Origin of the sequence: Lacticaseibacillus mingshuiensis (genome assembly GCF_016861785.1) — a bacterium.
Classification (GTDB): Bacteria; Bacillota; Bacilli; order Lactobacillales; family Lactobacillaceae; genus Lacticaseibacillus; species Lacticaseibacillus mingshuiensis.
Genome location: NZ_BOLS01000028.1, coordinates 1 through 14,394, shown reverse-complemented (window position 1 = coordinate 14,394; position 14,394 = coordinate 1). Strand labels below are relative to the sequence as shown.

The window sequence follows — 14,394 nt, the reverse complement described above, 5'->3', positions numbered from 1 at the left end:
AACGTTTTGACCATCCGTTGAGAAATTGATAGATCCTTCTAAGGATGAAGTATCTGTGAGGCCTAGTTGGATCGTTGCTGTTCCAGAAACATTACCTAAAACCTCTAACTGTAATTTGTTGGCCGAATAGGTATATTTTCCAACAACTTTTTGACTGGCATCGAGAATATTAGAGTTGCTCGTCTCTTTCAGTTTCTGATCACCTGATAAGGATACTGAAACTTGCTCTTGAACAATTTCATCCGTTGAGTTGTTTAGTGAAAGTTTCAGCCCAATTGTTCGCGATCCAGGCGTTTCTTGGGTAGCCTTTAAAAGTTGAACAGTCTTGGAATCATTAGTACCGCCAGAGCTATCCGTCACCGCCCCTACAACTTGTGCCGAGGATTGTAAGAACAGCAGAAGCACTAAAACTAAAGCATATATTTGCTGTCCAATTTTCCTTTTATCCATGTTTTTTACCTCTTTCCATGATTGAGTTTCTACCCCTCAATTTATACATGATAATGTGAACACCCCACTTTCTTGAAATTCGAGTTTCCGCGTCTAACCATATGTTAATTTATATTACTAACCTGATGTGGTTTTGACTACGGTTACACACTTTAAATATACCAGGCTTCCACCGTTTATTCCACTTGTATAACAATGCGTTCAAACGTAACCTAAAAACAGACGCTCCATGTGTTCGACTGAAAAACTGGTTATTCAGTATAAGTCCAAAAGGCGCAACAGCACCCACGACTTAAACGGCATCGATTGAAAGCTGCAAACCAAACACGCTTACGGCCATCTAACAATTTAAGGACCTGCTTAAAAAAATCAAAACTATAGACATTCGCAAAGGATAAAGAACTGGAAGCTTGTTTGCCACGAAATTTAATTCACGCCCAAACCTACATTTTTAAATTGCCATTGACATCAAGTTAAAATCGGAGTTACAAGAAGCCCGAACTCAGTATAACGTTTTGCTAGTAAAAAAAAAGAAGCCAACACGCTTCTCTTTTTTCGTGGGGTGGCACGTTTGTGGCACATTCCATCAGCACATTATATAATATTGATTTAGCAAAGTGTCCTAAAGGGCAGTTTACACCGCGATTCTGAATTTCATTCGTTTGAGACGTTTATTTCCCGGGTGATACAAGTCCAAGTTGTGTTGATTGCTACCAGACCACGCAAAAAGGACCCGAGACAATGTTGCCCCGGGTCCTTCAATCACGCTTATTTCACAACAATATTGACAAGCTTGTGCGGCACAACGATCTCTTTGACGATCGTCTTGCCTTCCAAAAACTTCTGAACATTTTCCAGCTCACGGGCAGCCGCCTTGATTGCGTCCGGTTCGGTGCCTTCTTCGACCGGCATTTGACCGCGCAATTTACCGTTGACCTGAACGACCATGTTGAAGGTACTGGTCTGCATCGCCTTTTCATCAAAGGTGGGCCAAGGTTCATACGACAAGGACCCCTCATGACCCAGAATCTGCCAGAGCTCTTCCATCAAATGCGGGGCGATCGGCGCCAGCAACTTTACAAAGCCTTCGACATACTCATACGGCAGGTCATCGACTTTATGCGCTTCGTTAATGAAGACCATCATCTGCGAAATGGCGGTGTTGAAATGCAAGGCATCAAAGTCTTCGGTGACCTTCTTGACCGTTTCGTTGTAGACCTTGTCGAGCTTGTGGTCATTGATCGTCGTGATGTGATCGCGCATTTTCCCATTGTCATCCACAAAGGTCGAATAGACGCGGTCCAGGAACTTGCGGGCGCCAGCCAGACCGGTGGTGCTCCACGCGATGCCGGCATCCAGCGGGCCCATGAACATTTCGTACAGGCGCAGGGTATCGGCCCCGTACTCGTTGACGACATCATCCGGATTGACAACGTTGCCCTTGGATTTACTCATCTTTTCGTGGTTATCGCCCAAGATCATGCCTTGGTTGAAAAGACGCTGGAATGGCTCCTTGTTTGGAATCGCGCCGATGTCGTACAGGAACAGATTCCAGAAGCGCGCATACAGCAGATGCAAGACCGCATGTTCTGCACCGCCGATGTACAGGTCGACCGGCATCCATTCCTTGAGCTTGTCATAGTCGACCAGTGCTTCCTTGTTATGCGGATCCACGAACCGCAGGAAATACCAAGAGGAACCGGCCCATTGCGGCATCGTGTTCGTCTCGCGCTTGCCCTTGCGTCCATTATCGTCGACGACATTGACCCAGTCGTCCAAGTTGGCCAGTGGCGATTCGCCGGTGCCACTTGGCTTGATGTCCGCCTCTTCCGGCAGCATCAACGGCAACTCATCTTCAGGCACAAGGGTCGTCTCGCCGTCTTCCCAATGAATGACAGGAATTGGCTCGCCCCAGTACCGCTGGCGGGAAAAGACCCAGTCGCGGAGCTTGTAGTTCACCTTTTTGTCGCCGATCTTTTTGTCTTCAAGCCACTGAATCATGGTGTCGATGGCATCCTGCTTATTTTTTCCATCCAAAAAGCCGGAATTGATATGCAGGCCGTCACCGGTGTAGGCTTCCTTTGCCACGTCGCCGCCTTCAATGACTGGGCGAATCGGCAAGTCGAACGCCTTGGCAAAATCATAGTCGCGCTGGTCATGGGCCGGCACGGACATGATGGCACCGGTGCCGTATGTGGCCAGCACATAATCAGAGATCCAGATCGGCAGCGCCTCGCCATTGACGGGGTTTGTTGCATACGCCCCGGTCCACACGCCGGTCTTGTCCTTGTTCAGGTCGGTCCGTTCAAGGTCGGACTTGCTGGCAATTTCCTTCTTATATGCCGCAACGGCCGCTTGTTGCGCCGGCGTCGTGATCTGGTCCACCAGCTCGTGCTCTGGCGCCATCACCACATAGGTCGCACCGAAAAGGGTGTCAGGGCGCGTCGTGAACACATCGAACGTCTTATCGGAATCCGCCACATGAAACGCGATCTGGGCGCCAACAGAGCGGCCGATCCAGTTGCGCTGCATTTGCTTGATGTTTTCAGGCCAATCGAGCTTGTCGAGGTCTTCCAGCAAGCGATCCGCATACGCCGTGATCTTCAGGACCCACTGGCGCATCGGCTTGCGAATGACTGGAAAGCCCCCGCGCTCCGTTTTGCCATCGATCACTTCCTCGTTTGCGACCACCGTGCCAAGATCCGGACTCCAGTTGACCGGAATCTCGGCCTCATACGCGAGCCCCTTCTTGTACATCTGCTCGAAGATCCATTGCGTCCACTTATAATAGGAAGGATCTGTAGTCGCAAGTTCGCGGTTCCAGTCATAGGAAAAACCGAGCGAATTGATCTGCCGCTTGAATGTCTCGATATTTTTCTTGGTGAATTCACGCGGGTTGTGGCCGGTGTTCAGGGCATACTGCTCCGCTGGCAGGCCAAACGCATCCCAGCCCATTGGGTGAAGCACGTTGTAGCCCTGCGCGCGCTTCATGCGGGCGACGATATCCGTGGCTGTGTAGCCTTCCGGATGGCCGACATGCAAGCCTTGGCCAGATGGATATGGGAACATGTCCAGCGCGTAGTAATTCTTCTTATTTGGATCCGTGGTGGTATTGAAGGTATGATTCTCCGCCCAATACTTCTGCCACTTTTTCTCGACCGTTTTGTGATCGTAAGCCATGAGTGCCTCCTCGGGACAAGTTGTCTATCACGTTTTTTCTTCAAGCAAGCAAAAAGCCGCCCTAAATCATTAGGACGGCTTTAGCCGCGGTACCACCTAAGTTCTGCAAATGCAGCGCTCGACTGGATAACGGCCAGGGCCGGCCACGGTTACTGATTTCACCGTGGCGCTTGAAGGTCAGTTCACGAAGCGCGTCGCCAAGCTCACATCAGCCGCTTGGTTTCTGCTTTCCGGCACAATCGCTACTCGTCCTTCACTCGCTTGATATTGACTTGATAATAGCAAAGTTTTGCCAGTGTGACAAGCACTTGTCAATCTCGGCCACGGGCGGCGTCTGTATACCGGCGTAATCATCCATTGAAACAGGGCGCATCAGAGAAGTGTCTCCTATAAGGAGAACGGCAGTCATCTTTTTCGCCGATCACTTACCGCTTGAAAAAATCAAATACCTCCGGGAAAGGAGAATCTCGGGAGTATTTGCGGTTACGAGCACTTATTTGATCCGCTGCAAGAGCATTGCATTAACGCCAGATTGCGAAAGTGTGCTGCTACGCGTATAAGCCTTTGAAACCGTCATAGCGGCCAAGACGTGTAATCTTATGATCCGTCAACAATTGAGGCCACTGATAGAATGCGTCAGCAGTACCTCCGTAATTAAATGCGACTGCTTGCTTCTTATTTAAAAGTACGATGTACATATATCCATGAAAGGCCCCACCCGGAGCTGCCGACATGTTTAGGGTCCTGCCATCCGCGATGTAAGACAATGTTGTCGAAGGAACTTGACTAATCGGAACAACTTCGTAATCCTCGCCCTCGGTCGGAATACTTGTAATAACGGAGGGTGTCGTATTTAAAGATTGAACGTTTTCAACTTCGTTAACAGATGCGTGTACTTGTGTTTCCAACGGGAGTCCAGTCAATACGAGCCCAACAATTGCAACAGAAAGTAAAGGATACTTCATTTATATTCCCCCTCAAAATTCCTAGTCAGATAACAATAGACGGCCCAAGAAGTCGTTATGAGCCAGTTCTCCTTAATATGGAAAAGATGCTGGAGTCAACCCGTGGTCAGAAAGAATGCTTGGCCACTGGTAGAACGTATTACTATCGCCACCATAATCAAAAGCGACGGCCTGGCTATTGTTCAGTAAGACGATATATCGGAATCCACCCAACGGCGTCACAGAGGAAGCCTTCATGTCAAGGTATCTCCCGTTTGAAATACGGGAAATGATTGTCTGAGGAACTTGGCTAACTTTATATAATTTCCAAGATTCTCCCTCGGTGATGTTGGTTGTTACCTTTGGTGCGGTTTGAATGGATGTTACAGCCTGAATATTTTGCATCGAGTTAATTTTGGCATATACCGGCGTTCCTAAAGAAAAAGCAATCGGCGCAAGACAGACGACTAACAAAGAAAGAAAATGGCGTTTCATATTTTTCACCTCCATCATAATTTGCAACGTGCAACACATGATCGTTTGTGCTACAGTAAAAATCTAAAGTAACGTTAAAGAATTGTCAAGAGTTAACTGCTTTTCAAATGGAGAAAGGGTTGATTTCTATGGGAAATAAAAAACACGTAAGCACATTCATAGTTAATATAGCTTTTGCCGTTATTACTATTGTTACCATTTATTACCTGATCTACCAGCTTGTCTTTTATGTTCCGGGTAACGTTCTGGCTATACCAATATCGATGCTAGCCGTGCTTTTTGTCTTTATTCTTATCAGAAGGATTTGGGGAGAGCGGCTTGCGGAGGTTCGCAACTATCGAATCAGAACATTCTTTCCTCCTGTCTTTGCACTTCTACTAGTTGCTTTATTGGATACCGCCTTCTATATTGGTTACCGAGTCGCAAATCCCGTGGCGATCTTTGACCGACAGCCGTTGATTGCGCGGTATTACGAGAAGAACAAACTTGTTAAAACCCAATACATCAAGGTCTTTATCGATGAATGGCGGATGTCCGAGTATGATTCAAAAAAGAAGATGTTAGAAAAGCAGACGTTTGGCACAACGCCATTGATCAATTTCACTCAGAATTTTGCCTTTCAAGTCAACAAGACGCCCAATCTTCTCCGAGTATTTTCCGGGAAATTACCACACGGCCTCTTGCTGGTCCGCTATCCCCTTCCAACAACAAAAAAATATTTCATATTGGGCGATTTTCAAAAGGATGGCAACAAATGGCGTGGCACGGTCCTAGAGGATGGCGGTTCAGACATCACGAGTGTCACTTTTGAGCGGGCAAAATAAGCGCGCCCAACAGATGCCTGAACGCAAACACATAGGAAGTCATCGCAAAGACACTGACGGAAATCGAACAGCCGTCAGTGTTTTTTGCACTTCACACCGCTGGCTCCCGTAATGTATGCTACACTACACCTCAATAAGGAGCATTAAGATGAAAAAACGTCCCGTGTATCCATTGATCATTGCGGCCCTCAGTGGTCTTGTCTTTCTCATTCTCCTGGTTGGTGTCACCACCGGGCAGCCGTTCATCCCCGCCATCGACAAACCGGTCATCGCCGCCCTCATCGCAAACCGGCCCGCTTGGCTCACCGCGCTGTTGATTGGTTTCACCACCCTGGGCGAGCCCGTCAGCATCGTCATCCTCGGCCTGATTCTCGCCGCGATCCTTTATTACCTGCGCAAAAAGCGCTACGCCGTTTTCGCCTTCATCAGCATCGTCCTCTTGAGTGGTGGCAATAGCCTGGTCAAACACCTTGTGCGACGGCCGCGGCCATTTATCGCGGATCCCGCGATCACACCGCTCGTGCACATCGGCGGGTACAGTTTTCCCTCAGGTCACGCCAGCGGCACCATGCTGTTTTGGGGCACCGTGATTTTATTGGTGTGGTCGCTGATGGCCCCCGCTTGGGCGAAGTGGACGTTCACCAGCCTGAGCCTGGTGATGATCATTTTTACAGATATTTCGCGTATTTATGTGCAAGTCCACTACCCCACCGACGTCTTAGCCGGCGCAAGCGGGGCCTTGGCCGGGCTGATGCTGATCTGGTGGCTGATGTGGCCCTGGCTGACCGCCGTGACCCCGACCGGCTGGCATTTGCGCCGCCCAGCGGACCAGCGCTTCAGCGACGGCCCCTACCGCCAACTCGACGAATAAGGCCGTCTGAAAAATTCTGTGACGCCGACCGCCACATTGCGGTTCATTAATGGAAAGATAAATTTAAGCAACCCTAGAATTTTGGTTGAAAACGGTCTAGTCAGTGGTATAGTTTAAAAGAAAACGGGGAGTACTCCGAATACCCCCGTTTTGTTATGTACTGGACCTAGGGGCCCGGGCTGAATTTCTAACTCCATAGGGAAGAGGTCTTTATCATGCGCAATGAGCCACCGAAAAAGAACCACGAACACGTTATCCATTATGCCACCGAGGAAGGCAAGAGCCTCGATGAGGTCAATGGCAGTATCAAAGTGCCAGAGCACGCCGGTTTTTGGAAAACACTGGTCGCCTACACTGGCCCCGGCATCCTGATCGCCGTCGGGTACATGGATCCCGGTAATTGGATCACCTCCATCGCCGGGGGCGCCCAGTTCCAATATAAATTGCTGGCTGTGGTCCTGATCTCCAGTCTGATCGCGATGCTCCTGCAGGCGATGGCCGCCAAGCTCGGCATCGTCACCGGCAAGGACCTCGCGCAACTGACGCGCGAACACACTGGCAAAGTCTCCGGATTCATCCTCTGGGTGATCGCCGAGCTTGCGATCATGGCAACAGATGTCGCCGAGATCATTGGCTCGGCCATCGCCTTGGAGTTGCTTTTCCACATTCCACTAGTGGTCGGGATCTTGATCACCGCGCTGGACGTGTTGCTATTGCTGCTCTTGATGCGGTTAGGCTTCCGCAAGATCGAGGCGATCGTCGCCACCCTGGTCGCTGTCATCCTGTTGGTTTTCGCGTATGAAGTCTTCTTGGCCAGCCCAAGTCTGACCGGTATCTTGAACGGCTACCTGCCAACCGCCGCGATTGTTGAAAATCACGGCATGCTTTACCTGTCCTTGGGGATCGTCGGCGCGACGGTCATGCCACATGACTTGTACCTTGGCAGCTCCATTTCCCAGACCCGCGAACTTGACCGGAGCGATCCAGCGAATATCAGAAAAGCGATTCGTTTTTCCACGATCGATTCAAATATTCAGCTCTTCATCGCGTTCATCGTCAACTCGCTGCTGCTGATCTTAGGGGCCGCCTTGTTCTATGGCACAAACTCAGACCTCGGCCGCTTCGTGGACCTGTTCAACGCCTTGTCTGACAGCAAGATCGTCGGCGCGATCGCCAGCCCTGTTTTATCCATGCTGTTCGCCGTCGCCCTGCTCTCATCCGGACAAAGCTCGACGATCACAGGCACGCTGTCCGGCCAGATCATCATGGAGGGCTTCATTCGCCTCCATGTGCCGCTTTGGGTCCAGCGCGTGGTCACCCGTGTCCTGTCCGTGACGCCAGTCCTGATCTTCGCCATCATCTACAAAGGCAACGAGGCGAAGATCGAAGGCCTGCTCACCTTCTCGCAAGTGTTCCTATCGATCGCCTTACCATTTGCGATCATCCCACTGGTCATTTTCTCCTCCAGCAAAAAACTGATGGGCGAATTCGCCGCCCATCGCTGGGTGAAGATCTGCTCCTGGGTCGCCACCATCGTCCTCATTGTCCTGAACGTCTATCTCATGATGCAGACGATCGGCCTCATTCCGGGATAACCTGAGCACAAAAAAGGCTAAGCAAGACGGCTTCGGAGAACTCACTCCGAAACGTCAATGCCTAGCCTTTTTTCTTGTCCAGCCGTCTTCGACTCAAGCGTTTCAACTTAGGCGTAAAAGCGGGAAAATTCTCGTGCCAGGTCCGCCGTAGCCTGAGCCTGAATCTTTTCAGGATCCGCGTCTTGGACCTGGGTCCCCTGTGCCCGAACGATCTGGAACCGATCAAACCCCATCAGTTCGGTGAAAATTGCCCGCAGATAGGTCCGCGAAAATTCAAGCGGCGTGTAGCGGTCGTCGTTGGTGTAGATGCTGCCAGACCCTTGCAGCAGCAACACCCGGCGGTCATCTGTCATCAGTCCCACCGACCCGTCTGCCGTGTAGCGAAATGTCTCCCGTGCCACCAGAATATTATCGATATAATCCTTGAGACGCGACGTGACATTGAAGTTATGAAGCGGCTCGACGATCACGATACGATGCGCCGCCTTGAACTCATCCAGTAGCGCCCGGTTTGCTCGTTGCGCCGCCGCCTCACCTGGATTCAGCGACTTCCCCTGTGCCTGTTTGGCCCACATACTGTATAGCTGGCCATTGACCACTTGCGGAAGCGGCGCCTCATACAGGTCTCGTTCAACGAGCGTCTCTGCTGGAAACTGCGCGTGAAACCGCTGGGAAAATTGGACTGCCAATTGCAGTGAATAATGCGCCGGATTCAGATAATCCGGATGGGCATTGATGAGTAATGTGTTCATGTGATCGACCTCTTTTGGACTTATTTTTTTGGACAAGCTGAGTGTACGGTATAATGGTGTCAAAGCATGACACCATTAAAACCAAAAGAGGAATAATCATGAGCCAAGCCAATCGATTGAATCTTGAGCTTGCGTTTCTAGCGGACAAGGCCACGTTTCAACTCCAGGACCTCATGCATGAATTCGCGATCTCCAAACGAACTGCGCTGCGCGATGTGGCGGCGCTCGAAGAGATGGGGCTACCGTTGTATTCAGAGGTTGGTGCTAGCGGCGGGTATCGCCTCACGCCGCATCATCACTTGGTACCGGTCTACTTCAACAATCAGGAAGTTAGCGCGATTTTTTTCGCACTTGATGCGCTGAAGAATTTATCCGCGACCCCATTTTCCCAAACCTATCCAAACATTACGACCAAGCTATTAGCGACCCTCGCAACGCCGCAGCAAAACGCGGTGCGAACCATGTCAGAAGCCGTGCATTATTACAGTGGACCTTCGCTGGCACATCCGCGGTTTCTAAACGACCTTTTGGATGCAATCGTGATCCCTCGCACGGCGATGATCACAGTTGAGACCGCGCCGTTGCCGGTGTTGGTTCAACCATATGAACTGCTGTATCGCAACGGCATCTGGTTCTGCGAGATGGCAATGCTTGCAGACCAGCGCTGGCGGACACTGCGCATCGATCAGGTGCAATCGCTGACGGTCAGCGAGGTGCCCCCACTTGACCGTGCCACGCTCCGGGCCCGGCAACAGGCGTACGAGGCGTCGCATCACAATATCGCCTTTCGCTGTGAGCTCTCAGCGGTCGGCAAGGAAAAATTCGAGAAAAATCACTATCCGAACATGCACGTGCGACAGACCGATGCGGGCTATGAGTTGTATGGCGGCTATAATCAGGATGAGTTTACTTATATGCTGGAATATTTGCTTGGCCTCGGGGCAGAGGTGACTGTGCTGGCCCCCGCCACCTTGCGTACTGAATACCGCAAGCGACTACAGGCAATGTTGGCAAGGTATCAGGCGTAACGCTTTTTCAGGCGACCTGAAGCCGGGCAGCGGAAAGATCAACTGAGCGATGACGGACAACTAATGGACGCAGATCCGCCAAAGTAAAGAGGCGCAGACCCGCGAACGGTCGGCGCCGCTTAGCTGTTTTTCCACTATCTCACTCGGTCAATCGTGGCTCAGTGTCGCCTCATCGACTGCCCGGTCTGCCCGCGTTCGGTCGAATTGGTTGATGATCAGCGCAAGCGCGACGATCACGACGGAGAAGAAGTAGATATTATGCAAGCCTTCATACAAAATCTGATGCAAGGTCGGCAATAATTTTGCCGGCAATTCCCCGGCCGTTTGCGAATTGATCAGCTTATCCAGCATGCCGCTGGTCACATTTTTGTGCGCCGCCACGCCTTGCGCGAGATGGAGGTTGATGACGACACCGTAAACGGACACCATCAGCGTCTGCCCGAGCGTCCGGGACAGCGTGTTGAAGCTGGTGGCCGTCCCCACTTCATCGGGCTCGACGACCGCCTGTGCGCGCACGGTGGTCGTCGTGATCACGATCCCGAAGCCAAACCCGAGGAACCCGGCAATGATCAGAAAGCCCCAATATGGCGTCGCCTGTGGCACCAGCGCAAGGGCCAGCGCCCCGCCCAGGAGATCGACCAAGGCAACTGTCAGCACCGTGCGAATTTTCAACTTGGCCATCATGCGGCCCGCGACGAACGAGCCGACCACCCACATGACCGAGCTCGGCGTGATGGAAAATCCGCCCAGTGTGGCGCCGAGGCCGAGGATGCCCTGCATCCACATCGGCATATACGCCTCAAAGCCGATCACGAACCCGGAGATCAAAGCAGCGATCGCATTGGCAATGACAAACGGCTTATTTTTGAAAAAGTGCAGCGAAATGATTGGATCCTCAGCCTGTTTTTCCGCCTGGATGAACTGCCACAAAGTGAACCCGGCCACCACCAGCGCGGCGGCGAGCCACAAGAGGCCATTGCTGCCGGCCAGCGCCTGAAACCCGAGCATCAGCGCCAGCAAGGTCGTCATCAGCCAGACCGCGCCGCGCAGATCGATCGGTGCCTTGCTGTGCTGCGGCGTTTCGACCAAGTAGAACCACACTAGCGCCAGCGTGAACAGGCCGATTGGCACGTTGATGATGAAGATCCAATGCCAGGACAGCTGATCGACGATGAAGCCGCCCAACAGCGGGGCCACGACCGACGCGATGCCCCAGGCAGATCCGTTGAAGCCCAGTACCTTCGCGCGTTTTTCAAAGGGATAGATGTCCGCGATGATCGTGAACGTCACCGGCATGATGGCACCGGCGCCGATGCCCTGAATCGCGCGGAACACGATGAGTACCGGCATCGACTGGCTCAGGCCGGACAAGAGCGAGCCGATCACGAAGATCACAAGCCCCAGCATGAAGACAGGTTTGCGGCCGATGCGGTCGGAGAATTTGCCATAGATCGGCGTCGCCATCGCATTGGTCAGCAGATAAACGGAGTAGACCCAGTTCATCAACTTGACCCCATGCAGACTGCCCACGATCGTCGGCATCGCGGTGGAGACGATCGTGCCTTCGATCGCCGTCATGAACGTGGCAATGAAGATTGCGACGGTCACCACCGCGACATTTGTGTTCTTTTTGGTCATAATGATCCTTTCTCGTGCAAAATTCATAAAAATAGACGGTCCTCTGCCGGTGTTATCCAGCAAAGGCCGCCTCTTTTCTCGTCTAATCTAAGTACTTGGCCAGCGCCTCGACTTTATCGAGATGCTCCCATGGTAGATCGACATCTGTACGTCCGAAATGCCCATACGCCGCAGTCTGTTTGAAAATTGGCCGGCGCAGGTCTAACATTTGAATGATTCCAGCCGGCCGCAAGTCAAAGTTCTCACGAATCGCCTGGGTGATCTTTTCTTCCGAGATCTTATTGGTATCAAAGCAGTTGACCGAGATCGACACAGGCTTCGCCACGCCGATCGCATATGCCAGCTGTACTTCGAGCTTGTCGGCAAGGCCGGCCGCCACAACGTTTTTGGCAATATACCGCGCCGCATAACTCGCGGAGCGGTCCACCTTGGTCGCATCCTTACCAGAAAACGCGCCGCCGCCATGCCGGGCAAAGCCGCCATACGTATCAACGATGATCTTGCGACCCGTCAGCCCGGAATCGGCTTGCGGCCCACCATGAACAAAACGGCCAGTCGGATTCACATAGATCTTCGTCTGCGCGTCGAGCAGTTCTGCCGGAATCACTTGGCGGATAACCTGCTCTTCGACATCCTTGCGAATCTGGGCCAATGTCACGTCTGGGTCATGTTGGGTGGAGATCACGACCGTATCAACGCGCAACGGTTTTTCGTGTTCATCGTACTCAACAGTGACCTGTGATTTTGCATCGGGACGCAGGTAACTGATCGTCCCATCCTTACGCAACGTCGCGATGCGGCGCATCAGTTGGTGGGCTAAGCTGATTGGCAACGGCATAAATTCCGGTGTTTCATTGATCGCATAGCCAAACATCATGCCTTGATCCCCGGCCCCGATCTTGTCCAGCGGATCTGCTTCACCTTCACGCGCTTCATAGGAGTCATCGACCCCCTGCGCGATATCAGGCGATTGCTCGTCGAGTGCTGTGAGCACGCCGACGCTATCCGGATCAAACCCGGATTCTTTCGTGTAGCCGATCGTGCGAATGGTGTCGCGGACCACTTTTTGGATGTCCACATACGCGGTGGTCGAGATCTCGCCGACCACCAGCACCAGCCCAGTCGTCACAGTCGTTTCGCAGGCGACCCGAGCATTTGGGTCCTCCGCGAGCATCGCATCCAAGATCGCGTCACTGATCTGGTCAGCGATCTTATCCGGATGACCTTCGGAGACTGACTCCGAAGTAAATAAATGACGTTCCTGCATTCTTATTTCCCCCTTAATTGTCGGTTACAAGGCATCTCCACGCAAGCGTGGATCCCATCGGGAATTCTTTGCAACTGTCTTATTCTATCACAGATCATCGTTCTTCTCGAAGGTATTTTCCAATCCTCGCCGTCTTTGGTAACATAGAGCTTGTACGCGAAAGGATCTTATCGATGAAAAACAATGGTCTACTCGCTGGCGTGCTGTTCTTTGCCCAAGCGACCCTCTTTCCGATTCTCAATAGCGGCCTGCCGCTCACCCAGTTTTCTTGGCGATTAGCGGCGCTGGTCGCCATGGCCCTAGCGCTGAGTTTCACCCAATCCGCCTTTTCCCCGCGGGCCATGCTGATCGCGGCCGCGGTGCTTGGCCTCCTCGGTTGCATCGGACAGTGGCAACTCTTGCCACTGGTGATCACGCAGCTCGGCTTTTCCTTGCTGCTGAACTTTCAACAACTTAATGTGCGCGTTCAGCTGTCCGGCTGGTTTATCCAAGTGATCTTCCTACAGTTGCTGCTGACGATCGCAGTGGTCCAAGTCCTGCCTGCCGCATTTTTGACCGGTCTACTGCTGGACATAGCCCTCTTGATCCTACCCGCTCTTTTGACACTCTGGGCGGACCGTCTGCCAGGCTGGAGCGATGTGGTCCTACTGGTCGCCATGGCTGGCGGCGGTTTTCTACTTCAGCGCCTGACCCTCGTCACGGCCGCTGCATTATTGATTCTGACCGCCCTGCTGAATCCGCGTATTGCAAAAAAGGCAAGCAGCCACCCCGCTTTATATGCGGCGCTCGCAACGGTCCAGGGACTATTGATGACATTGACCCGCCTGCACGGTTGACCCTGCATCCTGACCGACATCCACCACGATGCCGGTTTTTTTCTGGAAAACAAAAAGCGCCAACGACCATTGACTGATCGTTGACGCTTTTGTCTTGTCATGATGGAGGATACAGGGCTCGAACCTGTGACCCTCTGCTTGTAGGGCAGACGCTCTCCCAACTGAGCTAATCCTCCATGAAGTGACCCGTACGGGATTTGAACCCATGTTACCGCCGTGAAAGGGCGGTGTCTTAACCACTTGACCAACGGGCCGTTCAAGAAAAACGGAGAGTAAGGGATTCGAACCCTTGATACGGGAAAACCCGTATACATGGTTTCCAACCATGCTCCTTCAGCCTCTCGGACAACTCTCCATGACTCCGGTTGTCAGGCTCGAACTGACGACAACCTGATTAACAGTCAGGTGCTCTACCAACTGAGCTAAACCGGAATAAAGCGCGGCGGCTTCCTACCCTCGCAGGCAGTTACCCACCAACTACTCTCGGCGTAGAGAAGCTTAACTTCTGTGTTCG

General features: G+C 52.2%; 12 protein-coding genes, 4 tRNA genes, 1 riboswitch and 1 other annotated feature. Of the genes, 5 read left to right on the top strand and 11 right to left on the bottom strand.

Annotated features, from left to right (window positions below; genetic code table 11):
- From JUE67_RS12080 to JUE67_RS12065, 4 genes are all read right to left on the bottom strand, one after another.
- Positions 1-450, bottom strand: a 450-nt coding sequence (locus JUE67_RS12080; protein ID WP_203628586.1) for a hypothetical protein, incomplete at its 3' end; no start/stop codon positions are given.
- A gap of 768 nt (positions 451-1,218) precedes the next feature.
- Positions 1,219-3,630 (bottom strand): leucine--tRNA ligase, encoded by a 2,412-nt coding sequence (leuS, locus tag JUE67_RS12075; RefSeq protein WP_203628585.1) that lies wholly within the window; start codon positions 3,628-3,630, stop codon positions 1,219-1,221.
- Positions 3,631-3,697: 67 nt separating this feature from the next.
- Positions 3,698-3,897: a binding site (T-box leader), on the bottom strand.
- A 281-nt stretch (positions 3,898-4,178) separates the two neighbouring features.
- Positions 4,179-4,595, bottom strand: a complete 417-nt coding sequence (locus tag JUE67_RS12070) for a hypothetical protein (RefSeq protein WP_203637173.1) — start codon at positions 4,593-4,595, stop codon at positions 4,179-4,181.
- A 72-nt stretch (positions 4,596-4,667) separates the two neighbouring features.
- Positions 4,668-5,069: a hypothetical protein gene (locus JUE67_RS12065; RefSeq protein ID WP_203628583.1), complete on the bottom strand. Its 402-nt coding sequence runs from the start codon at positions 5,067-5,069 to the stop codon at positions 4,668-4,670.
- A gap of 107 nt (positions 5,070-5,176) precedes the next feature.
- Here JUE67_RS12065 and JUE67_RS12060 point away from each other — a divergent pair, with 107 nt between their 5' ends.
- The 3 genes from JUE67_RS12060 (at position 5,177) to JUE67_RS12050 (ending at position 8,359) form a co-directional block, all read left to right on the top strand.
- Positions 5,177-5,893 (top strand): hypothetical protein, encoded by a 717-nt coding sequence (locus tag JUE67_RS12060; RefSeq protein ID WP_203637172.1) that lies wholly within the window; start codon positions 5,177-5,179, stop codon positions 5,891-5,893.
- 148 nt (positions 5,894-6,041) lie between these two features.
- Positions 6,042-6,764, top strand: a complete 723-nt coding sequence (locus tag JUE67_RS12055) for a phosphatase PAP2 family protein (protein ID WP_203628581.1) — start codon at positions 6,042-6,044, stop codon at positions 6,762-6,764.
- A gap of 215 nt (positions 6,765-6,979) precedes the next feature.
- Positions 6,980-8,359 (top strand): Nramp family divalent metal transporter, encoded by a 1,380-nt coding sequence (locus JUE67_RS12050; protein ID WP_203628580.1) that lies wholly within the window; start codon positions 6,980-6,982, stop codon positions 8,357-8,359.
- A 107-nt stretch (positions 8,360-8,466) separates the two neighbouring features.
- On the opposite strand, the gene JUE67_RS12045 is transcribed toward JUE67_RS12050, so the two are convergent.
- Positions 8,467-9,111, bottom strand: coding sequence for an FMN-dependent NADH-azoreductase (locus JUE67_RS12045; protein WP_203628579.1), 645 nt, complete (start codon positions 9,109-9,111; stop codon positions 8,467-8,469).
- Positions 9,112-9,209: 98 nt separating this feature from the next.
- Between JUE67_RS12045 and JUE67_RS12040 the strand changes: the two genes are divergently transcribed.
- Positions 9,210-10,139, top strand: coding sequence for a helix-turn-helix transcriptional regulator (locus JUE67_RS12040; RefSeq protein WP_203628578.1), 930 nt, complete (start codon positions 9,210-9,212; stop codon positions 10,137-10,139).
- Between the two features lie 147 nt (positions 10,140-10,286).
- Here JUE67_RS12040 and JUE67_RS12035 read toward each other — a convergent pair whose 3' ends face one another.
- On the bottom strand, positions 10,287-11,777 hold the full coding sequence (locus JUE67_RS12035; protein ID WP_203628577.1) for an MDR family MFS transporter: 1,491 nt from the start codon (positions 11,775-11,777) through the stop codon (positions 10,287-10,289).
- Positions 11,778-11,859: 82 nt separating this feature from the next.
- Positions 11,860-13,044, bottom strand: a complete 1,185-nt coding sequence (metK, locus tag JUE67_RS12030) for a methionine adenosyltransferase (protein WP_203628576.1) — start codon at positions 13,042-13,044, stop codon at positions 11,860-11,862.
- A riboswitch (SMK box riboswitch) is annotated at positions 13,042-13,123 on the bottom strand. Its footprint overlaps the gene before it by 3 nt.
- A 94-nt stretch (positions 13,124-13,217) precedes the next feature.
- Here metK and JUE67_RS12025 point away from each other — a divergent pair.
- Positions 13,218-13,880 carry a hypothetical protein gene (locus JUE67_RS12025; protein ID WP_203628575.1) on the top strand — a complete coding sequence of 221 codons (663 nt, stop codon included), beginning with the start codon at positions 13,218-13,220 and terminating at the stop codon, positions 13,878-13,880.
- A 103-nt stretch (positions 13,881-13,983) separates the two neighbouring features.
- Here JUE67_RS12025 and JUE67_RS12020 read toward each other — a convergent pair.
- The 4 genes from JUE67_RS12020 to JUE67_RS12005 all read right to left on the bottom strand — a co-directional run bounded on the left by JUE67_RS12020 (position 13,984) and on the right by JUE67_RS12005 (position 14,312).
- A tRNA-Val gene (locus JUE67_RS12020) sits at positions 13,984-14,056 on the bottom strand.
- A 6-nt stretch (positions 14,057-14,062) separates the two neighbouring features.
- Positions 14,063-14,134: transfer RNA gene (locus tag JUE67_RS12015), tRNA-Glu, on the bottom strand.
- Positions 14,135-14,146: 12 nt separating this feature from the next.
- Positions 14,147-14,235, bottom strand: a tRNA-Ser gene (locus JUE67_RS12010).
- A 4-nt stretch (positions 14,236-14,239) separates the two neighbouring features.
- A tRNA-Asn gene (locus JUE67_RS12005) sits at positions 14,240-14,312 on the bottom strand.
- Positions 14,313-14,394: the final 82 nt, after the last annotated feature.